General features: G+C 41.9%; 21 protein-coding genes and 1 tRNA gene. All 22 read left to right on the top strand.

Features of this window, described 5'->3' with window-relative positions; translation table 11 throughout:
* Positions 1–86: 86 nt before the first annotated feature.
* Positions 87–160: transfer RNA gene (locus PHG87_02695), tRNA-Val, on the top strand.
* A 612-nt stretch (positions 161–772) separates the two neighbouring features.
* Positions 773–1066: a GIY-YIG nuclease family protein gene (locus tag PHG87_02690; protein MDD5477104.1), complete on the top strand. Its 294-nt coding sequence runs from the start codon at positions 773–775 to the stop codon at positions 1064–1066.
* 2 nt (positions 1067–1068) lie between these two features.
* Positions 1069–1893 (top strand): hypothetical protein, encoded by an 825-nt coding sequence (locus PHG87_02685; GenBank protein MDD5477103.1) that lies wholly within the window; start codon positions 1069–1071, stop codon positions 1891–1893.
* Between the two features lie 191 nt (positions 1894–2084).
* Positions 2085–2327 carry a hypothetical protein gene (locus tag PHG87_02680; protein ID MDD5477102.1) on the top strand — a complete coding sequence of 81 codons (243 nt, stop codon included), beginning with the start codon at positions 2085–2087 and terminating at the stop codon, positions 2325–2327.
* Between the two features lie 192 nt (positions 2328–2519).
* Positions 2520–2747 carry a DUF2905 domain-containing protein gene (locus PHG87_02675; GenBank protein ID MDD5477101.1) on the top strand — a complete coding sequence of 76 codons (228 nt, stop codon included), beginning with the start codon at positions 2520–2522 and terminating at the stop codon, positions 2745–2747.
* A gap of 25 nt (positions 2748–2772) precedes the next feature.
* Positions 2773–3189, top strand: a complete 417-nt coding sequence (locus PHG87_02670; GenBank protein MDD5477100.1) for a hypothetical protein — start codon at positions 2773–2775, stop codon at positions 3187–3189.
* Entirely contained in the window at positions 3189–3443 is a 255-nt protein-coding gene (locus PHG87_02665; protein ID MDD5477099.1) for a Smr/MutS family protein, read from the top strand. The genes PHG87_02670 and PHG87_02665 overlap by 1 nt, the downstream gene beginning before the upstream one ends.
* Positions 3444–3862: 419 nt before the next feature.
* Positions 3863–4603 (top strand): hypothetical protein, encoded by a 741-nt coding sequence (locus tag PHG87_02660; protein ID MDD5477098.1) that lies wholly within the window; start codon positions 3863–3865, stop codon positions 4601–4603.
* Between the two features lie 54 nt (positions 4604–4657).
* Entirely contained in the window at positions 4658–5068 is a 411-nt protein-coding gene (locus PHG87_02655; GenBank protein ID MDD5477097.1) for an ACT domain-containing protein, read from the top strand.
* Positions 5069–5090: 22 nt separating this feature from the next.
* On the top strand, positions 5091–5474 hold the full coding sequence (locus PHG87_02650) for a septal ring lytic transglycosylase RlpA family protein (GenBank protein ID MDD5477096.1): 384 nt from the start codon (positions 5091–5093) through the stop codon (positions 5472–5474).
* A 114-nt stretch (positions 5475–5588) separates the two neighbouring features.
* Entirely contained in the window at positions 5589–7007 is a 1419-nt protein-coding gene (locus tag PHG87_02645) for an ATP-binding protein (GenBank protein MDD5477095.1), read from the top strand.
* A gap of 31 nt (positions 7008–7038) precedes the next feature.
* A complete protein-coding gene (locus tag PHG87_02640) occupies positions 7039–7431 on the top strand; it encodes a response regulator (protein ID MDD5477094.1) in 393 nt (130 codons plus the stop codon).
* 4 nt (positions 7432–7435) lie between these two features.
* Positions 7436–8089, top strand: coding sequence for a histidine kinase dimerization/phospho-acceptor domain-containing protein (locus PHG87_02635; protein MDD5477093.1), 654 nt, complete (start codon positions 7436–7438; stop codon positions 8087–8089).
* A 204-nt stretch (positions 8090–8293) separates the two neighbouring features.
* A complete protein-coding gene (locus tag PHG87_02630; GenBank protein MDD5477092.1) occupies positions 8294–8539 on the top strand; it encodes a MerR family transcriptional regulator in 246 nt (81 codons plus the stop codon).
* Positions 8540–8609: 70 nt separating this feature from the next.
* Positions 8610–9482, top strand: coding sequence for an AAA family ATPase (locus PHG87_02625; protein ID MDD5477091.1), 873 nt, complete (start codon positions 8610–8612; stop codon positions 9480–9482).
* Positions 9440–10129, top strand: a complete 690-nt coding sequence (locus PHG87_02620; GenBank protein MDD5477090.1) for a hypothetical protein — start codon at positions 9440–9442, stop codon at positions 10127–10129. The genes PHG87_02625 and PHG87_02620 overlap by 43 nt, the downstream gene beginning before the upstream one ends.
* Positions 10126–11970: a secretin N-terminal domain-containing protein gene (locus tag PHG87_02615; protein ID MDD5477089.1), complete on the top strand. Its 1845-nt coding sequence runs from the start codon at positions 10126–10128 to the stop codon at positions 11968–11970. Before PHG87_02620 ends, PHG87_02615 begins: the two co-directional genes overlap by 4 nt.
* Positions 11963–12970: a tetratricopeptide repeat protein gene (locus PHG87_02610; GenBank protein ID MDD5477088.1), complete on the top strand. Its 1008-nt coding sequence runs from the start codon at positions 11963–11965 to the stop codon at positions 12968–12970. Before PHG87_02615 ends, PHG87_02610 begins: the two co-directional genes overlap by 8 nt.
* A 64-nt stretch (positions 12971–13034) precedes the next feature.
* Positions 13035–13508 (top strand): hypothetical protein, encoded by a 474-nt coding sequence (locus PHG87_02605; GenBank protein MDD5477087.1) that lies wholly within the window; start codon positions 13035–13037, stop codon positions 13506–13508.
* Between the two features lie 16 nt (positions 13509–13524).
* Positions 13525–14481, top strand: a complete 957-nt coding sequence (locus tag PHG87_02600) for a peptidylprolyl isomerase (GenBank protein ID MDD5477086.1) — start codon at positions 13525–13527, stop codon at positions 14479–14481.
* Positions 14478–14909, top strand: a complete 432-nt coding sequence (locus PHG87_02595) for a hypothetical protein (protein MDD5477085.1) — start codon at positions 14478–14480, stop codon at positions 14907–14909. The genes PHG87_02600 and PHG87_02595 overlap by 4 nt, the downstream gene beginning before the upstream one ends.
* Positions 14902–23212: hypothetical protein (locus PHG87_02590; protein MDD5477084.1), on the top strand; the 8311-nt coding region annotated here is incomplete at its 3' end. The genes PHG87_02595 and PHG87_02590, both read left to right, overlap by 8 nt.

Raw genomic sequence — 23212 nt, 5'->3', positions numbered from 1 at the left:
CTCATGCGAGTTTTCTTATAAAATTTCCGTTAGATTTTCCGGTTTACCGCGTCTATTGCAGCAGAAGGGTTAACCTTCGCTCGTACCCCCTCGTAACACAAATGGATAGTGTTCCTCCCTAACGATGAGGATAGTGTGGGTTCGAGCCCCACCGAGGGGGTATTGAAATGGGCGTAGCTAGAAAGGGAGGTTAGTTACGCCCTAATTATCTTGACATATTGTTATTTGTAGTGTATATTTTATTCATCGTTGGGGAAGGGCATTTGTGCTACGAGGAAGGCGTTGAGAAATCAACGCCTTTTTTGTTTTCGGATACACCTAATCTTTGTATAGGAAAGAACAAGAGTCGGGGTTCACTGTTCAACTGCACAGCCCCAGCTCTTGTGTGGAAGGGCGGTTGCTCTTGTTCTTTCCTACTCTACCCGCCTCCCAATTAAAGTATACACTATTAAATTTCATTTACAAGGGGAGGGGGCATTTTGGTACGAGGAAGGCTTTGAGAAATCAGTGTCTTTTTTTGTATTGTAGTGAGGAGCGATTGAGAGCATGGTCGGTGTTCTATAATTTAATTATGAGTTTATGGGTTTTGTCCCATTGTTATTTTCTTGTGTTATTAGGCGCCACGAAAACATCTGTAAACTATCTTAGATTTTATTTGTCGTAAAGCGACAGTGGGTATTATCTTAGGTTTTGGTTATTTAAACATAATAAATTCTATTGAATTTTAGTTAAAAAATGTTAAAATAATGCGATATTAAGAAGGAGAAAAGAAATGGGTTTCATAAATAAATCTGGGATTTTAGAGTGGACCAAATTGAACATAGACACTACTATGCCTACTTGTGGAGTATATGTTCTGCGTAATTCTTTAAAACAACTTATTTATATAGGCATGTCAGAAGTTTCTATGAAAGATAGGCTTCTGTCGCATTGGAATAATAATGATATTCCTAATGTGGCGTTTTTTGATTGGTATCAAACTTCAGATGGTCAAAATGCTAAGTCACTTGAGGAAGAATGGATTGCGAAATATAAGCCAGTACATAACACCCAATTAAGAGGGTAGGTATGGCGACAGCCGGAGAATGTAGTAAGAAAACAATTAAAAAAAATACTCGTGGTATCCAATTTAAATTACAAGTTGATGTTTTAACAGCGTTAGTTTCTTTTCTCCTCCTTCTCTTTATTTTCATTGTTCAGCCAGATAATCGTCAGTCTCTTTTTGTTTCCAAGTTTTCTATTGATACAATAACTGTTCTATTAAAGGCATTTTTATTAAATTGGCTTTTACCGTTTTCAACTCTGGCTGTAGCTCTATTAACTTTTTGTAACATAATCCTAACTAAAGAGGCAATAAAGGTTTCACAAAATACCTTAGATCAGATGCGTTTATCTGATCGAAAGAACACTGCGCCAATGTTAAAATTTAATTTGTGGATAGGAGAAGAAGTGCTTGGGCCTAAAATTTTAGATGAGAAGAGACCGCGAGAGATTATATTATGGAATGCTAAAGCAGATACAGCAGAACAAGGCAAACCTCATTATCTAAACTTGAGTTTGAAGAACGTACAGGAGCATCCGCATGGCGTTGCCATTGGGGTTTCTTTGAAGTTTAAATTGCGTTTTTCAAAAGTTGAGGGAAACAATGAGATTTGTGAAGAGGTTGTAGATGTTAGATTCTCAAATATGGATGCAAAAGAAGAATATGAGCAAAGTATAATTAAAATTTCAGGAATCCCTAATTTAGAAGCGGAAATTGAAAGCATTAGGTATAGAGATATGTTTGGGCAACAGTATGTTATTGGTTATGGAGTAGGTTCGATTGTTATGAAAGATGGCGAAACAAAAGGATTCTTTATTTCCTTATCTGGACAGTCTCCTGATAATCCTTAAAATAGTTGTATAAATTCCTTAACTGTATTTTCTGTTTTTTCCGTAACACTAGAAATTTCAATTAAAATATTTAGTCATGATTTTTACAAATCTTAATTCCCAAGTTAAGCTGGATAGTGTAAAATAGCCAGAAAATGGTTTACTTCTAGCTGATGCAGTAGGATGATATAAGCGTACACAAAGGAGGGGCCATGAAGAAATTGTTATTAGTGTTACTATTGTTATTGGTTACTGTTCCGCTGTGTTTTGCTGAGAGAGTAAACGGATATATGAGAAACAATGGTACCATTGTAAACAGTTATGAACGTTCCAATTCCAATGGTACTGTAAGAGATAATTGGTCATATGAAGGAAACTCGAATCCTTATACGGGACAGGTAGGGCATAATCATTACCGTCATAGCCCTTCAAGTGAATACTACCAGGGATATTAATTCTAACTAAAGAATTAAGGTGAAGGTTATAATTCTTTGAATCCCAAGCTCGAAAAGGGCTTGGGATTTCTTTTTGCTGAAGCAAAAAGGACTACGCTGGATAAAAGATTTAAAGTGCTTGTTTTGGTTTATAGGGATATAATTGTAATTAAATATAGTGTATGAAAAAAAATAGAATAAGAGGTGGCTTATATGTTTTCTCTTGAGAGTATCGGCAAGATGCTTGTGTTCTTCGGTGCCGTTACGATTTTCCTAGGATTACTTTTTATGTTAGCAGGGAAGATCCCTTACCTGGGAAAACTTCCGGGTGATATCGCAATCCACACAAAGAGATTCCATTTTTACTTTCCAATAGTAACTTCTTTAATAATCAGCTTATTGCTTACAATTATTATAAACTTAATCTTTAGGCATAAATAACATAGCTGGGGAGTAAAATATGATCATGAGGAAGATTGTAATAATCATACTGGCGTTAATTCTGCTGCCCGCTGTGGTTAGTCTAGCTGGGCCGCTGAGTGTTAATTTAGACAGCGGATTTAATAATAGCCCTCCTGCGCCAAGGCTAAGATACCCCATTAACGACACGGTTATTTTATCCCTAAACCAAGCTTTAGAGTTTAGTTGGTGGAATGATTTTACGCAAACAAGAGGGTATATCTTTAAGCTCTATAAAGGTTATAATATGTTTGCCGCGAACCTGATTTTTAAAGAAGAGCTGCCGTCCGAGGCGTCTTTAATTAAAATTAAGCCGGAATTATTTAATGCCGGCCAGGTTTATACCTGGTCTTTAGTCCGGATTTCCTTTAGCGGGTCTAAAAGTGATAAAAGTTTCAATTCTTTTAAGGTGATTATAAAATAATGGGTAAGATCAAGTTGGATTTACATGATATCTATAATGTTGGAAAGCAGATTGATTCTGAGCTTAGGAGAGTTATTGAAGAGGCAGTAAGAAAAAGGATCACCGAAGTTGAGATCATTCCAGGCAAAGGAAGCGGCCAGTTAAAGAAAAGCGTATTGCGTTTTCTGGAGCAACCGGAGATTAAGAAGCTTTATCACCGCATAGAGAAAGATGACAAGAATTTTGGCAGGATTTTTGTGCATTTTAGATTCTAAAGCTCGCTGAAATTCTTCAGCTTTCAAGCTTCTTTTTGTTTGTATCTTTCCCGGATTGGCGTATAATAAAGGCATAAAAAGGAGGTGAAAGATGATGGATTGGAGATTGTTCGGACAGATCGCGTTGTTGATAATCATCTTTGTTTTTGCTAAATCCTTTGTGAAGTGCATGCATGATAATTTTTGCATGAAATGTAAGAAATAAATAGTTGCGGTTTACCTCTAATCCCAGGCTCCACAAGAGCTTGGGATTTTTGGTTTACAGGGAGGCCGGGGTTTTTTTGGGTTGACAAGGATTTTAAGAGGTGTAAAATAATTCCAATAAGCAGGAGCGAAAAATGGGGTTAAAATAGCAGCCAATCACAGGCACCTTCTAGAAGATAGAGGGTGCCTATTTGTTTAAAAGGAAAGGGGGTAGAATGGCAGTACAAAAATTGAGGCTTGTTTTGGATGAATCTTTGATGCCAAGGGGAAAAGCAAGGGAAGTAGAAACATTGGGGATGGAAGTCCCTGCTGGAGGCGTTACTTACGAGAAACCGCCTGAAAATATAGAAGACCTTATTGTGCTAAAGAATCCTCCCCTAATAAATGTCCTTGATGTTACCAATGCCGGCGGAAAGGAACTGTCCCCGGAAGCCAAATCTTTTGTGAAAAACGGCTATAATTTTTATCAGGCTAATGTCGGTGTTAACCTGGGGCCGTCTACAAATTATAAATTCATACAGGCGGAATTGCATTATGAATTGTCGCAGGATAAAGATCCGCGCCTGAATATATCCGACATCTTTCCTCAAACTACTTATGAAGAAAAGTTGAGGATCAGCGGCAGCGTTGGTTTAGACTTGGGTATGAATTATTCTGTGCCCGTGGCCGGGGTTCCTTTGAGCGCGGAAGCCAAGGCAAAATTCGCGATAGAGCCTCAGCCATGGGTCTGGAAGGTCGCCACTATCCAGTCTACGGGCCGGGGGACATTAAAGGCGCGTTGGATATTCAGGGTTAATGAAACGGTCGCTGATCTTCAGACCAGCATAGTCATAATGACTAAATTAAATCCTCCGATCTTATTAAAAATTGGAGGTTGGATAGAAATTTATCAGGGATTTTGGGAAAACAACTTCTATTATAGAATCGACCCTGCACAAGTAAGATTAGAAGAATAGCTATTGACGAAGGGAGCAAGGACCAAAAATCTTAAACTTAAAAAGGAGGCCGGCATGATTAGGGCAGTGAATATGAAGAAGGAGATCGTAGTAAGCGTGGCAAATAAGATGGGTATTCTGGCGGATATGTGCAAGATAGTTGCTGACCACGGCATAAACTTGGAGGCTTTTGTGGGTTACGGCATCGGCAAAGAAGCCAAGATCCATCTCTTAACTGCGGATAATCTGCGCGCCTCTGATGCCTTGAAAAAAGCTGGCTACAAATCACAGGAAGAAAAGAGCGTGGTCGTAGTTGATCTTGAAAATAAGATCGGCGCGTTAAAACTGGTGACCGATAAGGTATCGCAGGAAGATTTAGATATAAAATACGCCTATGGCACTACCTGTTCTTCGGGTTGCCCGGCAACCATAGTGCTTTCTACCAGTGATAACGAAAGGGCCTTCGTAGCGTTGAAGAAAGCTTAAAGTCGAACAGAATCAATCCTTTATGAAACTTTATTGGGTTATATTGATTTGCCTTATTTTATTCTGCGGGTGCCAAGACAAGAAACATCTGAGAGAGGTTTATCCGGCAATCGGGCTGGCTACCTGGTATAGTCCCCAGCGCACTGCTTCGGGAGAAATGTACCAAAGCGGCCAGCTTACTTGCGCGATGCGGAAGAGAGGTTTTGGTAAATATTACCTGGTATGTAATTTGGCAAATAATAGATGCGTGGAAGTCAGGCATAATGATTTTGGCCCCTCGTTCTTTCTTTTTGTAATGGGAAGAATGGTCGATTTAAGCCAGAATGCTTTTTCCAAAATAGCTGATGTTAAAAAGGGGGTAGTTCGCGTAAGAATCGGAGAGGTCCATCGCGGACAGGTGGATTAAGAGCTGATTTAAGTTTTTTTTGCCCGCTAACCGAAAGATTAGCGGGTTTTTTGTTTAGCAAATTTCTAAGTTTTATGGTATATTTAGTTAAGTTATTTTAGCAGAAAGGCCAAGATGTCCTTTATAGCGATAATATATACAGTAACAGCTGTCGTCAGCATCGTGATTGCCCTGGTATTATTTAATTTAACAAAATTATCCGGGCAGACAAAAATAGACGCTGATAATAAAAGAAAAGCAATTGAAGGCTTAGATGAAAATGCTTTTGAAGATAAACCACTAAAGCAGGCTATACTTGAAGAAATAAATGATTTGGTAGATTCTAAGGCCAAGGGCCAAGAGGTCAGTCAAAAACTAATTGACACTTTTGACAAAGAATTAGAAAAGAGAATAGATCAGAATACCCATCAATTAGACAAAAAATATGAAGCGATTATTCAGGAAGAAAAACACAATGAGGAAGTTACCTGGAAGAAATATAAAAAGGTGCTTTCTGACAAGAAAAATACCGACGCAGTGATCCGCAGTATTGCCGAAGGGCTGGTGATCGTGGACGCGCAGGGCAGGGTGGTGATGATGAATCCTGCCGCCGAAAAGCTTTTGGGCGTTTCCAAGAGAGAGAAGGTCGGTAAATCTATTTTAGAGAATCTTAAAGAAGAACAGCTGGTTTCGCTGGTTAATGAATCGCAGGACAAAGATGATAAGGAAATAGAGCTGGTCAGCCAAAAAGACGATACGAAAAGGACGTTAAGGGCAAGCAGCGCGGTTATCGAAAATGAGAATGGGCAGTCCATAGGCATGGTCTCTGTTTTAAGCGATATCACCAAACAGAAAGAGCTGGATCAATTAAAAGCAAACTTTGTCTCTAATATTACTCATGAGCTGCGTACGCCTCTGGTAGCCATAGATAAATCTATTGCTTTAATCCTGGCTAAAAATGCGGGAGAGATTTCCTCCGCCCAGGAGGAGTTTTTGTCTATCGCCCAGCGCAATATTAAAAGGTTATCGATTATGATCAATGACTTGTTGGATCTTTCCAAGCTTGAAGCGGGAAAGATGAAAATCAGTGCTTTGCCAACTTCAATTGCGTTTGTTATTGAGGAATCCGTGGGATCCCTTATTAATTGGTCAAAAACAAAGTCTATTACCATAGAAAAGAAAATTGAGAATGGGCTGCCACAGATAAATATTGATGGAGACAGGATCATTCAGGTTCTAACTAACCTTATCGGCAATGCCATTAAGTTTACGCCTGCTAACGGTAATGTAATTATCGAAGCGTCATTAAGCGCAGAAGGCAAAGAAGTAATGATTACTGTGCAGGATAACGGTGTGGGTATTTCTAAAGAAGATTTGCCTAATATTTTCAATAAATTTTATCAGGCGGGGGAAAGGGTCGCTTCGGATATAAATGGGACAGGCATAGGGTTATCAATTGTCAAAGAAATTGTTGAGTTGCATCGTGGAAAGATTTGGGTAGAGAGTGAAAAGGGCGTTGGCGCAAGGTTTATTTTTACGCTGCCATTAAAGTAAACAATATTGGAGTTAAATCGGAGGAAGATCAATGTCTAATAATATTACCATTCTTGTCGTGGAAGATGAAGTTGATTTCCGGACCATAATGACGTTTTGGCTTGAATCCAAAGGCTATACGGTTATATCCGCATCTGATGGAAGAGCGGGGGTGGAACTTGTAAAAGAAAAAAAGCCGGATGTCGTTTTCCTGGATTTGAATATGTTTGGCATGGACGGTGTTGAGGCCTTTAAGAAGATCAGGGAATTCGATAAAGAAATTCCGGTGATAATTATAAGTGCCCACATTGGTACCCCCAGGGCCAATGAGTTAATGTCTTTGGGGGTCTCGGGTATATTTTCTAAAGAGGATGATTTTGAAAAAGAGTTTTCTTTGTTAGAAGTTATTTTGAGAAAACATAAAAAACTCAAGGGAAGGATATAGCGGAATGCAGAAAGAAGAAAAGCCTCTTAGAGGAACCCAGGCAGAAAAAATAGCATCTATACGTGAATTCGCGGTTGGCCTGACGGATGAGATGAATAATCTCTTAATTGTTATTTCCGGAAGGCTCAAGTTCCTTTTAGAGCAAAAGACAATAGATAAGAATGCCCGGGAAAATTTGGAGTTAATCAGTAATTGCGCAGACAGGCTTAGTGTGATAGTCAACCGCATCCTTAAATTCGCCATGAACATGCCGCATAAGCTTGAGGATTTAAATATAAATGAGGTTATCGAAAATGCCGCCACCCTTCTTGCCTATTATAAAGAATGCTCCGCATCCATAAGTATAGAAAAAGATTTAGCCAAAGATATCCCGCTTATTAAAAGTGATTTTAATCAGTTGCAGGAAGTTTTTCTGGATTTATTCCTGAGTGCCTGTCAGGCAATGACAGGGCAGGACAGTAAACTTAGCATAAAAACATCTAATTTTGAGAATCGTTACATTGAAGTTAAGATAAGCGATGTGGGGCCTAAGAAAAAAGAGCGGACACATTTCGATTTGTTGATGTGCCGTAAAATTATTAATAACTATAATGGTTCTATGGAAATAGAGAGGCAGGATTACGGCACTACTGTTATTATAAGATTACCGTTTGTTTAGCAGTTAAGATTTTTTAGGCAAGAAAAGTAAAAGGCCCGGCAAAAAACGCCGGGCCTTTTTTATTAAATTTCTATTGACAAGATTATATTTTATGGTATATATTTTAAGTATGGTATATATTTTGACTATGGTATTTATCCGAGTTCTTGTAGTTACCATAAGTCAAATATATTTAGAGAGTTTATCAAAAAAGGAAATAAATAAATGGTAAAAGACAATAATAAAGAGGGCAAAATGCTTTCAGTAAAAGATATTATGGGGGAGTATAACCTGACTTATCAGACTGTTAACCACTATACGGATTTTGGATTGTTACCGATAGCATTAAAGAAGGGGAATGTGAGGTTCTATGACAAGAATATAGTAGATGAACGTATAAAAAAGATAAAGAAGTTGACAGAAGAAGGGTATTCTCTGAGCCTGATCCGAAAGCAACTAATTGGAATTTAGGATGAGTCAAAACTCATTGAAATACAATAAGTTATGAGTTTGTTTAAAATTTTAGGGGGAAGGTTAAAACGTGAGCTATTTTAAGGTGTTAGGATTTGAGAAAGAGCCTTTTTCTACCAGCCCTGATCCTGAGTTTTTTTATTTATCTAAAGAACATGAGAATGCCTTAACTAATATCCTTATCGAGCTGCGTTTAAAAAGAGGCCTTTCGGTTATTTTAGGGGATGTGGGGACCGGTAAAACTACGCTTTCTCGAAAGCTCATCCAGGAACTAAAAGAGAGAGACGATGTTGTCTTCCATATTATATTAGATCCTTCCTTTGACAATGAATTTTTATTTGTAAGCTCATTAATAAAAAATTTCGAAATTAATAATACGGGAGTTAATAGCTGCAAAACTATCCTGGACTTAAGAGAGGCCCTGCAGGCCTATCTTTTTCAAAAGGGCGTGATCGAAAGTAAAACCGTTACTTTAATTATTGATGAAGCTCAAAAATTAAGCGAAGCCTCTTTAGAGGTATTGCGCGTCCTCCTTAATTATGAGACAAATGAATTTAAACTTTTACAATTGATTCTCTTGGGGCAGGTCGAGTTATATTCTAAAATAATGAATATCCCCAATTTTTTTGACCGCATTAGTTTTAAGTATACTTTAAACCCGCTGGGTTTTGATGAGACCAAAGAGATGATTGATTTTCGCATAAGGCAGGCAGGATACAGAAGCAACATCCAGCTTTTTTTAGATGAAGGGATTAGAGAAATCTATGAATACAGCCAAGGATATCCCCGCAGGATTACGATGTTATGCCATCGGGCTTTAAAAAATCTGGTAATGAGGAATAAATTCGTGATCGATGAGTTATTTATACGTGAGCTGATCAATGAGGAAATAAAATCAGGATGGCACAGGAAAGACCTTTTACTCCAGAGAAGCAGTTATTAAGATTAATTGAGGATCCGAAGTTAAAACCGGCATCCTTTAACTCGTTGGCAATTAAACATCAGAGTTTAAGTTTATTTTCTTTCAGTGCCTGGATAGGCAGGGTTTCTTTTTTTAAGGATTGGTTTAGAAAGCAGTTTCAGAGGCCGCAAGCGCATGGGCTTGATACAAAAATAATAAGCAAGGTTTTAGGGATTTGTATTCTGACCCTAATATTTTATTCTATAAATAACCTCTATACTTCTTTTGTTAACTTGAAAAATCCGCGCAATTTAGCATTAGAAGTTAAAAAAGAGGATTTAGATCCGATGATGGGCGGTCCCGGTGATGCTTTTGTTTCAAAAAAGACCGTTTCTTATTTTTTAGAGAAAATTAAGCAAAGGGATATTTTTAGGATGGGGCAAAATAAGAATGGCGATACTGAGGTTGCTTCTCGCGGCCCTTCTCCAAGGATTATTGAAGCAACTCAGAATTTAAAATTAGTGGGGATTTCCTGGTCTGATGACCCTGATGCGATGATTGAGGATACAAAGGCATTACGGACATTTTTTGTGAAAAGGGGAGGATTGGTTGGCGGGGTAAAAGTTCAGGCAATTTTTAAGGATAAGGTGATTTTAAGTTACGCGGAAGAAGAAATCGAATTAAGATGAAATCCATAAGAAATATAATTTTACTGGTTATCTTGGTTATGTCTTCTGTGAATAGGGGTTTAGTTGCCGAAGAAGCCCCTTCTCAATTAGCGCAAACTCCTTCAAGGCAGGCTCAAGCCGCAATTTTGCCTATATCCGGAGGTATAACGGGAAGGATTTCTTTGGACCTGCGTAATATTGATGTAACAGAAGCGCTAAAATTTATAGCAACCAAAGCTGAGATAAATATTATTGCTACTAAAAATGTCACCGGCAGGATTACGCTTATGGTGGAGAATGTCCCGGTTAAAGATGTATTTGATATAACCCTGCGTTCTAACGGCCTTGCTTATACAAAGCAGGGTGAAATTTACAATGTAATGACCGAAGAAGAATATAAGGCGCTTTACGGAAAGAAGTTTGCGGATATCCGGCAGGTTAAGACCTTTAAGCTTCGATATGCGATACCGGAACAGGCGTTTAGCCTCCTGGATACTTTAAAGAGCGAGGTAGGCAGGGTTTTAGTTGAACCTGAATCCGGTACTGCCCTCATTATGGACACTCCGGAAAATATCAAGCAGATTGAGAATGCCTTAGCCGTATTTGAGCAGAAAAATTTAGTTCGGGTATTTACCTTAAAATATAGTAAAGTAAAAGACGTGGAAGAGCAGCTTAAGGCCCAGTTGGATGCCAAGAAGGTCGGTTCGATAAAAGTAGATGAGCGTTCAAATCAGGTTGTTATCCAAGCGTTGCCTGAACGAATGCCGGATATTGAAATGTTAGTAAAGGCTTTGGATAGAAAGACAAAACAAGTTTTAATTGATACGAAAATCGTAAAGGTTAAATTATCCGACCAGTTAACTACCGGGATTGATTGGGAAGGGTTGTTTAGTTTGGGCACAAAAGTCGGGGCTACTTACATGGGTTCTTATCCTTTTAGCGTAATACCCGCTTCAACTACCGCGGTTCCCTGGCAATCCAGGGACGCTTTCCTAAATACTCAGCAGACAATCGGCGCTTACCCCACCAGTACTTCCACTAGTCAAAAAATTACTCCCGGACAGATGCATGTTGGTATGATAAACAAAAAACAGGATTTCGATGTTTTGATCAAATACCTGCAGACATTAGGCAATACGCAAATACTTTCTAACCCTAAATTAGCGGTAATAAATAATCAGGAAGCCAGAATACATGTGGGTGAAAAACAGGCTTATGTTACGACAACTACCACTACCGGCCAGACTACCTCCACGGTTTCCGAAGAGGTAACTTTCGTGGATGTGGGAATCCAGCTTTCGGTGACTCCAACTATAAATGATGACGGTTATGTGACGATGAAAGTAAAGCCGGAGGTTTCCAGCGTGGTTTCTACCCTGACTACCCCTTCGGGCAATAAGATTCCTATAATCGATTCTTCCATGGCAGAAACAACGGTGATGGTAAAGGATGGCTCGACGATTGTTATCGGAGGTTTGCGTAAAGAGGAAAAGACTTCCAACAATGACCAGGTGCCTATATTAGGTAAGATTCCCCTGCTGGGTTTCTTTTTTAGGTCAGGCACAAAAAAAACCGAAAGGACGGAATTATTGGTAATGTTGACTCCACATATTGTCAGTGGCGACACCCTGACAACTGGCGATGAAAGGGAGTTTGAAATAAAACCCGGGAAAGATTATAAAGAGTACCCCGCGTTTACTGAAAAGCCGGATTTTAAACCGCCCGAGAAAATACCGGAAAAAATAATTAACCCTAAACCAGCGGAGCCGGAAGAGGAAATAAAAGCTTATCGGGAATACCCGGTTCTTAAGGAAGAGAAGGAATACAAGCCAACAATTAAAGGAGAGGGGGACAATGAATAAATTTAAGATACCGATTATTTTAATAGGGGCCTTAATTTTTGGTGAGAGCGCCAGCCTTATATATTTTGCCGGCAAGTCGCAAGATTTATCTAAGAAATTAGAAGCCATGACTCCGGATTATCAAAAACTTGACCGGGAAAATCGGGAGTTAAAGAACAAGTTTACGGCCTCTGTTAAGGAAAATGAAACATTAAAGGTTGATCGTGATAATGTTTTGGCGCAAACAAAGAGCCTTATGGGAGAAAAAACCCGGGCCAATGAACTCGCGGCTTCCCTGGAGAAAGCTAACCTGGAGATAAGCCAACTTCAGAAAGAAAAACAAGAGATACAAAATTATAACTTGAGCCTTAAAGAGAAGTTTAAAAAATACCAGGAATTACAGGCCCAGATAACTAAGGAAAGGGATGATTTTAAACTTGCCTATGAGGCGGCTAAGAAGGACGCCACCATAAAAAAATCGAAAAAAGAGCTGGTCAAGTTAGGAAAAGAAAAGATTAGTGCGGAAATTAACCTGAAAAATAAGGAAATCGAGCAGCTCAAGGCGCAAAGAACAAAATTAGAAGAAATAAAAAAAGAGTTAACCTCGCAGGTTAAAGAGCAGAAAAAGGCTATTGCTCAGGCAATAAATAAAAATAGGAGATTGGAAGAGGAAGTAAATAATCTTCCCAAGAAGTTCTCAGAGATAGCCCGTCAGAATAAGAGGTTGATTAGAGAGACCGCAGAGATGCATTATAATTTAGGCGTCTTTTATACCAAGAACAAGGAATATGAAAGGGCGCTTGCGGAATTTGAGAAGGTCGTGGAGATAACTCCGGAAGATGCCTATGCGCATTTTAATTTAGGTTATATTTATGCGGAATATCTGATAAACCGCAAAAAGGCAGTTGAGCACTTTCGGCATTACTTGCAGCTTGCCAAAAGCGACGATAAAGATGTTGATTGGGTGAAGAAATATTTGCTTACCTGGGAGACATACGAGGGTAAGAAACCTGTAGAGTAAGGAGGTGAGATCGGGATATCAAAAATTAAATATCAAAAATAAAAACTACAAAAAAGGAGCAAGAATGAAAAGGATAGTTATAAGCATGATGATCTTAAGTCTTTTAGTGATGGCAAATGAGACGCTCTGCGCGGCTCAAAAAAAGCCGGCCAGCCCCCCTGCGCTTTCTCCGGCTGTGCGCAAAGAAGCTGAGGTAAAAGCAAAAACAACATTAGCGGCAAAGGAATGGACTGTATATCTTACGGCAATGGGGCAAAAAAAAGCGGGACAGGAGACAGATGTATTGAATTTTGCGGAGGGTAAACTTAGCTCAAAGAACCTTTCCAGCAAGGGGTATCCCACCTCTAATTGTACGATTACTGTCCAGCCCAACGGTACAATAATCTGGGAGACGATGCAGACTACGGAAAAAGGCGAGATGGCATTTTGGAGAGGTGAGTTAGAGGGTGGGGCAATGCGGGGGGTATTAAGTTTGCAATCGCCAAAAGGCCAGGCGCGGGGGTTCTCTTTTACAAATATATCTTCCACAAAGCAATAAAAAACCTATCTTTCCTATGACTATGAAAAAAATATTAACTTTCTGTTTCGCGGTCTCTGTGTGTTTGGTTTTTAATTTTGTTTATGGGGCAGAGCCGGCAGAGAAGAAAACAGAATTCGCGGGTGAGTTCTTTGGCGCTCCTGTTCCCATAGGTAATTACTACTTTGTCAAGGGCGTAATTATGGTCTTTGGCAACCGTTTTGGGCCGCAACCTCAAACTGCTCAAGAATTAGAAGATTGTGTTTGGGACGGTTTACTCCTTTCTTATGAGGCATTTCGCAGGAATATTACCGTAAGCCAGGAAGAAATTGAAAATGAGATTGCCAAGATCATTAAAGACGAAAAGGTGGAGTTTGACCGGAAGAAAGACAGGGAGGCTTATGCCCAATGGGTAAAGAAAAGGGTCAATGAACCTGTGGAATTGTTTGAAAATCAGATCAGGTATCTTATTCAGCTTGAGAAACTGCGTAAAGAGGTGATGAAGAGTATCAAGCCGGAGGTTAGCGCAGAAGAGGCATATCAGAAATTTTTAAATGAATACAATACCTTAGCTATAGAATTGGTGCAGTTCGATCAATTAAAGGATGCCCGGGATTTTTATCAAAAGGCAGAAAAAAATTCCCGGTTCTGGGATAAGGAAAAAGAGAAGCGGCCCAAGGATTTTAAACGCCCGGGCTTTGTGGCATTGGAATTCTTAATGGAGATGTGGAAACTGCCTAAGGACGCGGTTTATAAAATGATGCAGATGGAGATTGGCAGGATTTATCCGCCTGCACCTATTTATAAAGGTTACGGTGTTTTTAAGGTGCTGGAGAAAAGGCCGGCAGAGGAAACAAAATATCCGCAATTAAAACAGTCATATTTTGAAAAGGTGAGGATGAAGAAAAAATACGAGGGTTTTAATAATTGGCTTAAGGATTTAAAACAATCGGCAAATATAAAAATAAGCATAAGTTACCAGGGGAAACGATGAAAAGCAAAAAAATATGCGTTATAGCTTTGGCAGCCGGATTAATGGCTTTATGGTCCTGTGTTTCGTTTGCGCAAGAGGAAGGAAAGCAGGAAAAACCTAAAACGACAAGCATCATTAAAACAATCGAGGGACAGGTAAGCGCGGTGAATAAGAACGGAGTTGCTATTGTCTATAACCGTGACCTGGCAAAGGGCGCGGAACAAGAAATGTTTGTGCCCTTGGACAGCAATATAAGGCTGGTGCATAAAAAAAAGCTTGAAGAAATAGGTATAGGAGATACGGTAAGTGTCATATATGAAGAAGTTGCCAGCGAAACTAAAGAAGGTCCGGGGAAAACCTTTAAAGGCATAACGGTTACTTTTCTTAAACCGGCACCCAAAAAACCCGAAGTTCCTGTTACGGAACCCAAAGAAAGTGGGAATGAATAAAACTCGCAGAGTTTTAAAAACTTTAGTTTTGTTCGGATTTTTATTTTCATTTCTTTGCTTTATCTCCCATGCCGAAGCGGCGCAGATAAAAAGGGTGCAGTCAGGTGTGGTAAATTTCGATACCTGGGATATCTCTGCGTCTGTAAACATAACGCCGGTGGATATGTCAAAAACCATTATCCTTTTGCAAAATACGCCGGGAAACAGCACCAATGACCAGAATTTTTTCTTTACCGCGCAATTTGAAAGTTCCAGCACGATTCAAATTAACCGCGCCGGGGCAGCAGTAACTAATGCGTCGGCAGCGGTTGCCTGGCAGGTCATTGAATTTAGTGACGGAGTAAGGGTGCAGCGGGGTATTTCTAGTATCGGTCAGGGCATAATCCAGAAAAAGATCATTCTTGCCAGCGATACGGATTTTACTAAAGCCGTTCCTATTATCCAGACTCAAGCCCCTTTTACAAACACTACCACTACTCAGGAGTTATTCCTTTTGCCTTCGTTTATTACAGAAGCTCCGGATCAGAAATTGCAATTAGACCGTTATAGCGCCACCAGCACAAAGACGGTTCAGATTACCTGGCAGATTATTGAATTTTTGACCGATGCCACGGTTCAGACCGGTACAGCGAGTTTGCCGGCAGTCGCGGCAACCCCGCAAACAGTTAATCAGGCTATTACCGGAGTGACCAATCCTTTACTTTTTAACTATTTTACTTTCCGCACGGGAACTACTGACTCAAGCTTTGAAAAGAACTATTTACCCGCGGCGGAATTTACCGGGTCATCCCCTTATACAAATATTCAGTTTACCCGCTATTTATCCAGCGGTAACGCCAATACCGATGTAAGTATGCGCTATTATGTAGTGAATTTGACCAACCCGTCAAACTTTTATCAGGCAAATTCTTTTAATTATCCACTGAACTCCGTAAACTCCTGGACTATTTCTTCCTCAGGCAATAACGGCGGGCTGGCCCAGATTGTCACGAGCGCCGCCAATACCTTAGCTACGGGCGATAGGGTTACCATAAGCGGGCATACTGTAAGCGACGGCGCGAATAACTATCTTCCGTATGACGGGTATTGGACGGTAATGGTAATTAATAACACTACTTTTACCCTTAACAGCTCAACTTATTTTGGGTATGCCGGCGCTGCAACAGGTTATGTCGTAAAAGTCGATAACGTAAACCTATCGACAACGCCTACAGCAATTGATACTACCAGGACAGTAATGATAAAATCAACCAGGGGAAATGGCAATAGCAAGAACAGTAAAAACGACGAGATGGGTGATTATTGCGTGGCAACGAACCTATACAACTCCACGACAACCGATGTTTTCCGCAACTATATGACTATTGCGGATATAGAAGCCAGCACAACCGTATTCCAATCGGTGGAATTTTGTCCCTTGACCATAAAGACGCCTAACGGAGGCGAAGTCTGGACAGTAGGCTCAACCCAGAATATTACCTGGAAGCACGCATCGGCTCTGGAATCAGGCGGCACAGGCCCCTTGGGCCACCATAAGGCGAATATTGATCTTTCTACCGATGGCGGGGCGACCTTTCCGTTAAATATCATTACAGGCTGCGATGTTTCTCTGGATACTTATGCCTGGACAATACCAGCTACGATCGGTGTATCCAACCTTATTAGCACGCAGCTGCAGGTTAAGATTACGGATACAGATTTGGCAGCGCGAAACTATGATACCTCCAACGCCAATTTTCAGATAAAGGGGACTTTGACTTTAACGTCTCCCGTGGGAGGGGAGGTGTGGTTTGTTGGTGATGCAACGAATAATATAACCTGGAATAATACAGGTAACTTAAACGGCATAGCCCCGGGCACATTAAAGATAAAGCTTTCTACCGACGGTGGTGTGACTTACCCTATTATTGTTGCGACGGTGGCTGCGGGCAGCGGAACAGGCGGCACTTATAACTGGAATCCTATACCCGATCAGATAGGGAACAACCGGCGCATCCAGGTTGTCTTAGACAGCGATTCCACAGTTTCTTCTTCTTCACCGGCGAATTTCTACATTAAAGGTAAATTAACCTTAACCGCTCCTATAGGCGGGGAGACCTGGCCTACTTTGACTTCGCAAAATATAACCTGGAATAAGGCCGGTACATTCGCTACGGTCTCATTATATTATTCTACTAATAGCGGCGGCGATGGTTATGCAAATACTATCGCCACAGCCCAGCCGGCAGGAACAACTACCGGAAGTTACGCCTGGACAGTGCCGGTAGCCGGACTAAGTACGCAAGCCAGAGTTAAGATAGTCAGTGACCAGTCGGCAGACCTGCAGGTAAGCAATACTTCTCCGGCGAATTTTAACATTGTTAACTCCATTAAAGTAACCAGCCCGGATGCAGGAACCGAAGTCTGGCTGGTAGGAGAAAGCCATAACATTACCTGGACTATCGGCGGCTCTATAGCAAATGTCAAGATAGAATATTCTACTGATGGCGGGACAACCTACCCTGCGGGTAACACCATAATTGCATCTACTTCTGCGGCCAGCTTGAGTTACGCCTGGACAATACCCGACGCAATCAGCGATACGTGTAAAGTAAGGATAAGCGACGTGCTTAATCCGGGTATAAATAATCAGTCAACTAATAATTTCAAGATCAAAGGTAAAATCACGGTTACCGCGCCTAACGGCGGAGAAGTATATCCGGTAGCTTCTTCACAGATTATTACCTGGCAGAAATATGGGACATTGGGAAATGTCAATATTAAATATTCGACCGACGGAGGAGTAACTTTCCCTAATACAATTGCTAGCGGTATATCGGCTTCGGCCTTGAATTATACCTGGAATCCCATACCTGATAATATCTCCAGCACTGCCAAGGTAAGAGTAGAATTAATCTCTGACCCGAGTAATGTATTTGGTGTTTCCACCGCAAACTTCGCTATCAAGGGTTCTTTGACTTTAACCGCTCCGACCGGAGGCCAGTCATTTTCTGTAGGCGCTACTACAACTATTACCTGGACCAAGCAAGGAACCATAGGAAACGTGCAATTAATTTATTCTACCGACGGAGGCACAACTTATCCTATTGCAAATACGATTGTCAGCGGCCTTGATCCGGTCACCGGCACTCCATACAATTGGACCATCCCGGATGCCATCGGCACCCAGCTCAGAGTTAAGGTATGTCTGGTAAGCGATAGTACAGTCTATAGCACTTCCACCAGCAATTTTTCTATTAAGGGTAGTTTGACCATCACTTCTCCTTCCGGAGTGGAAAAGTGGGGAGTCGGCACCAGCCAGCCAATTACCTGGATCAGGAATGGCGCCAGCCTGGGTAATGTAAGATTGGATTATTCTAAAAACGGCGGCCTGGATGCTTATCCTTACGCAATTACGGCCCTGGTTGATTCCGCAGCATTAACTTATCCCTGGACTATTCCCGATGCTATCGGAAATCAGGTAAAGATTAAAATAACTTCTCTTATCGACGCATCCATTAATAATGTTTCCACCGGGACTTTTTCCATTATCGGAAGGTTCGCCCTTAACGCGCCTTCCGGCGGCGAAACCTGGTATGTGGGTATATCTCAGAATATTACCTGGACAACATATGGAACAGTTGACAAAGTTAATCTTTATTATTCTACTAACGGCGGTGCCCTATACTCGTCTACTATAGTGAGCGCGGCAACCAATGTGAATGCCTGGAGCTGGACAGTGCCGGATGCTATCGGTACTCAGACTAGGGTCAAGGTAGAGAGTTTTTACGATAGTACGGTTTACGCTGCATCCGCGGCAAACTTTACGGTAAAAGGACGGATAATTCTAACTTCGCCCAACGGCGGGGAGGCTTGGACTGTTGGCGCAACCCAGAATATTACCTGGACGCCTTATGGAAGTATAGGCAATGTCGATATTTATTATTCAACGGATGGAGGCACAACCTATCCTGCCGGTAATAAGATTACTCCTTTAGGCGGAGTAGCGGCTAGTTTGGGAACTTATGCTTGGACAGTGCCGGATGCCATCGGCACTAACCTAAAAGTCAAAATTATTAGTATTACAGACAGCACGGTAACCGGTGAATCTGCCGCGGTATTTACCATAAGAGGCTCTCTTACTGTGACCGCCCCTAATGGCGGAGAAACTTTCTATGTAGGTGATTCTACAAATATTACCTGGACTAAGACCGGTACTTTAGGCAATGTGGAGTTAAGGTATTCCATTGATGGCGGCTTGACTTATCCGGTGGGTAATGTGATTGCTACCGGAGTCCTTAGCACGGCAACTCCATACGCCTGGACCGTCCCGGATGCCATCGGCACCCAGCTAAGGGTGAGGGTTTTGCTTTTAAGCGACCCGGGCAATGTTTTTGACGATTCCAATGCCAACTTTACGATCAAGGGAAAGTTATTCCTCAGTATTCCTAACGGAGGCGAGGCCTGGGAGGTTGGCGCATCCAAAAATATCACCTGGACCAAGGCCGGCTCAATTGCCAATGTGAAGCTGGGATATTCCACCGACGGAGGAACCACTTATCCTAATATTATTATCGCTTCTACGCCCGCGGCTGTAGGCAGTTACACCTGGACGATACCCGATGCCATAGGCACTAGCTTAAAAGTTAAAATTACGGATGTTTCTGACGCCACTGTTTCCACTGTTTCCGCTGCCACCTTTACCATTAAAGGTAAAATCATAGTTACATATCCTAACGGCGCAGAGACTTTTGTTGTCGGCACAGCTTACAATATCCTCTGGAATAGCTATGGGACTATTCCCCAGGTAAATCTTTACTATTCTACCGACGCAGGAGTAACTTATCCTGCCACTATCGCGACCGCGGTAACCAATGCCAATACTTATTCCTGGACAGTCCCGGATATAATCGGCAGCCAGGTCAGGATAAAAGTAGCTAATTTCAGTGACGCAGCAGTATTTGGAAATTCAACTGCCAATTTTACAGTTAACGGTTCAATAACTCTCACCTATCCTTCCGGCGGACAAGCTTTGATTGTAGGCCAGAATGCCAATATTACCTGGACCAAGACCGGTAGTTTAGGCAACGTGAAAATCTTATACTCTACCGACGGCGGCGCAACATATCCTGACCCCGCAAATGTTATCATTGCATTGCTTCCGGCGGATAACCTGACTTATACTTGGGCAATTCCCGACAAAATAGGGACGAACCTGAAAGTAAAGATTTATAGTTTACTTTATCCTGTTATTTCAGCCGAATCCACTGCTGTATTTACCATCAAAGGTTCGCTTACGATAACCGCCCCCAACGGCGGAGAAGTGCTGGTTATTGGAGGTTCGGCAACTAATATTATCTGGACCAAGACCGGCACAGTGGGCAATGCCAAGTTGGAATATTCCACCGACGGAGGAACTACTTATCCTAATACAATTACCGCCTCCGTAGATAGCGCGCTTTTAACATATTCCTGGCCAATCCCGAATAACCCGACTACCCAGGCTAAGGTTAAAATTACCAGTATTGCGGATTCTACGGTAAATGATGCCTCTGACCTTAATTTCAGGATTAGGGGTAGCGTTAACTTGACCGCTCCTAACGGCGGCCAGGCTTGGAATGTGAATTCCGTGCAAAGTATTACTTGGTCAACTACCGGGGCAATTGCCAATGTGAAGCTGGAGTATTCTACCGACGGAGGAGTTACTTATCCGAACCTTATTATTGCTTCAACCTTAGCCGCCTCGGGAAGCTATTCCTGGACTATTCCTGATGGCCATACGGCGCAGGCAAGAGTGCGTATCACGGATACGGGAGATTCTACCGTTACCAGCGCTTCTGCGGCTGATTTTACCATCAGGCCTACTCTTACTGTAGTTTCTCCTAACGGCGGAGAGGTGTGGAAGGTAAACTCTACCCAGAGTATCGCCTGGTCAATGGGAGGGACAGTTACCAATATAAAATTGGAGTATTCCACTGACGGCGGCACAACTTATCCTTATGTTATTATTGCTTCTACGCCGGCAGCAGCTTTAAGTTATCTCTGGACAATCCCGGATACTATATCGCCTACTTGTCTGGTCAGGGCTTCCGACGCAAGTGATGCGGCAGTAAATGATGTTTCTAACGCTTATTTTAAAATCAGGGGAGATTTAACTGTAGTTGCTCCCAACGGCGGCGAGGCCTGGCCGATAAATTCCACGCAAAACATCACCTGGACCAAGGTAGGCTCGATTGCCAATGTAAAATTAGAATACTCCACCGACGCTTTTATTGATGAGCTGCAGACTTTTTTAATTGCGGCTTCGGTCAGTGCCACTACCGGCACGCCATATTCTTGGCTTATACCGGATAAGCCCTCGGCAACTGTTAAGGTGCGCATCAGCGATGTTTCGGATTCTACAGTTCTTTCTAAATCTATCAGTAATTTTAGTATTAAAGGAAGCCTTTGGATTAGCGCCCCCAACGGCGGGGAGGTCTGGGTGGTCGGGGCAACCAATAACATTACCTGGACCAAGTTCGGCTCTATCTCTAACGTAGAATTAAGGTATTCTACTGATGGAGGCATAACCTATCCTGTAGGAAATATCATCATTGCTTCAACCCCTGCCGCTACCTTAACTTATTCCTGGACCATACCCGATGCCATAGGTACACAGCTTCGGGTTAAAGTTACCGATGCCGGAGACGCCAGCGTGTTTGCCGCCTCAGCAGCCAACTTTAGCATTAAAGGTTCAGTTACCTTAACCAGCCCTGTGGGAGGCGAGACTTGGATTGTCGGCGAAAACAGAAATATCACCTGGACCAGGACCGGTTCCTTTGCCAACGTAAAATTAGAATACTCGACTAATGGTTTCTTAAATGAACTGCAGACTACGGTAATTACTGCCTCTACCTTGGCTTCGCCTTTAACCTATGCCTGGACAGTTCCGGATGCCATCGGGACTAATCTTAAGGTAAGGATTTCTGATGCGGCGAATGCAACGGTCACTTCTGTTTCTACCGGCGCATTTACTATTAAAGGAAAACTAGCCATTACCTCACCTAATGGCGCGGAGACCTGGATTGTGGGCCAATCGCAAAACATAAGCTGGACCAGAACTGGTTCAATTGCCAATGTTAAATTAGAATACTCAACTGATGCAGGCGTAACTTATCCCAATGTTATTATTGCTTCAACTTCCGCAGTCACCGGAACCTATGCCTGGACCATTCCCGATGCTATAGGCATTCAATTAAGGGTCAGGATAACTGATGCCTCAGATGCCACGGTTTTTATCGCCTCCGCCGCTAACTTTAACATTAAAGGTTCATTGGCTATAACCTCGCCTGCCGGCGGGGAAGCTTGGGTAGTTGGAAGTGTCCATGATATCGCCTGGACAAAGACAGGAACTATCTCGACGGTAAAATTGGAATACTCTACCAATGCCTTTGTGGATGAGTTAGCTACAGTAGTAATTGTTGCTTCTACGGATGCCACCGGAACACCTGCCGGTACTTACAAATATGCCTGGACAATACCTGATGCCATATCCTCTACGGTCAAGGTGAGAATTACTAATACTGCTGATGCTACGGTTACAAATAGGTCGGCTACGAACTTTAAGATTACAGGCGGTTTTACTCTCACCGCTCCCAACGGCACAGAGCAATGGACAGTAGGAACAATCCAAACTGTTACCTGGAGCAAAGTTGGTTCGGTTGTCAATGCGAAACTGGAGTATTCGACCAACGGTGGAACTAGCTATCCCAATATAATCATTGCCTCAACCCCAGCGGCGGGTTTAAGTTATGCCTGGACCATTCCCGATGCTATAGGCATACAAGTTAAAGTAAAGATCTCCGATGCTTCCGACGCCACGGTATTTTCTGCTTCGGGTGCTAATTTTACAATTTTGGGCGGATTTACCATTACCGCTCCTGCCGGCGGCGAAGTCTGGACAGTAGGTGAATCCAGGAACATTACTTGGACTACTGCCGGAAGCGTGGCTAATGTAAAGCTTGAATATTCTACCGACGGCGGCACTACTTATCCCAACGTTATTATTGCCACTACGCCCAATACCGGCGCGTATGCCTGGACGGTTCCCGATAACATAACTACCAGCGCCAGGATAAAGGTCTCGGATGTTGCCAATGCTAATGCCTTTAAAACCTCTGCCGCCAATTTTAAAATCAGAGGTTCTTTAACGATTACCGCTCCCAACGGCGGCGAGGCCTGGCCGATAAATTCCACGCAAAACATCACCTGGACCAAGGTAGGCTCGATTGCCAATGTAAAATTAGAATACTCCACCGACGCTTTTATTGATGAGCTGCAGACTT

It is taken from the genome of Candidatus Omnitrophota bacterium, assembly GCA_028716245.1.
Taxonomy (GTDB): domain Bacteria; phylum Omnitrophota; class Gorgyraeia; order Gygaellales; family Profunditerraquicolaceae; genus UBA6249.
The sequence above is the reverse complement of the archived record's forward strand: the minus strand, read 5'-3'. Positions and strand labels throughout refer to the sequence as shown.

Excerpts from the sequence above, each read along its gene's own strand:
- PHG87_02680 (MDD5477102.1), top strand. The coding sequence starts at position 2,085 with ATGAAGAAATTGTTATTAGTGTTACTATTGTTATTGGTTACTGTTCCG.
- PHG87_02685 (MDD5477103.1), top strand. The coding sequence starts at position 1,069 with ATGGCGACAGCCGGAGAATGTAGTAAGAAAACAATTAAAAAAAATACT.
- PHG87_02630 (MDD5477092.1), top strand. The coding sequence starts at position 8,294 with ATGGTAAAAGACAATAATAAAGAGGGCAAAATGCTTTCAGTAAAAGAT.
- PHG87_02650 (MDD5477096.1), top strand. The coding sequence starts at position 5,091 with ATGAAACTTTATTGGGTTATATTGATTTGCCTTATTTTATTCTGCGGG.
- PHG87_02675 (MDD5477101.1), top strand. The coding sequence starts at position 2,520 with ATGTTTTCTCTTGAGAGTATCGGCAAGATGCTTGTGTTCTTCGGTGCC.
- PHG87_02665 (MDD5477099.1), top strand. The coding sequence starts at position 3,189 with ATGGGTAAGATCAAGTTGGATTTACATGATATCTATAATGTTGGAAAG.
- PHG87_02600 (MDD5477086.1), top strand. The coding sequence starts at position 13,525 with ATGACTATGAAAAAAATATTAACTTTCTGTTTCGCGGTCTCTGTGTGT.
- PHG87_02655 (MDD5477097.1), top strand. The coding sequence starts at position 4,658 with ATGATTAGGGCAGTGAATATGAAGAAGGAGATCGTAGTAAGCGTGGCA.
- PHG87_02615 (MDD5477089.1), top strand. The coding sequence starts at position 10,126 with ATGAAATCCATAAGAAATATAATTTTACTGGTTATCTTGGTTATGTCT.
- PHG87_02645 (MDD5477095.1), top strand. The coding sequence starts at position 5,589 with ATGTCCTTTATAGCGATAATATATACAGTAACAGCTGTCGTCAGCATC.
- PHG87_02595 (MDD5477085.1), top strand. The coding sequence starts at position 14,478 with ATGAAAAGCAAAAAAATATGCGTTATAGCTTTGGCAGCCGGATTAATG.
- PHG87_02610 (MDD5477088.1), top strand. The coding sequence starts at position 11,963 with ATGAATAAATTTAAGATACCGATTATTTTAATAGGGGCCTTAATTTTT.
- PHG87_02635 (MDD5477093.1), top strand. The coding sequence starts at position 7,436 with ATGCAGAAAGAAGAAAAGCCTCTTAGAGGAACCCAGGCAGAAAAAATA.
- PHG87_02660 (MDD5477098.1), top strand. The coding sequence starts at position 3,863 with ATGGCAGTACAAAAATTGAGGCTTGTTTTGGATGAATCTTTGATGCCA.
- PHG87_02620 (MDD5477090.1), top strand. The coding sequence starts at position 9,440 with ATGGCACAGGAAAGACCTTTTACTCCAGAGAAGCAGTTATTAAGATTA.
- PHG87_02670 (MDD5477100.1), top strand. The coding sequence starts at position 2,773 with ATGAGGAAGATTGTAATAATCATACTGGCGTTAATTCTGCTGCCCGCT.
- PHG87_02605 (MDD5477087.1), top strand. The coding sequence starts at position 13,035 with ATGAAAAGGATAGTTATAAGCATGATGATCTTAAGTCTTTTAGTGATG.
- PHG87_02640 (MDD5477094.1), top strand. The coding sequence starts at position 7,039 with ATGTCTAATAATATTACCATTCTTGTCGTGGAAGATGAAGTTGATTTC.
- PHG87_02690 (MDD5477104.1), top strand. The coding sequence starts at position 773 with ATGGGTTTCATAAATAAATCTGGGATTTTAGAGTGGACCAAATTGAAC.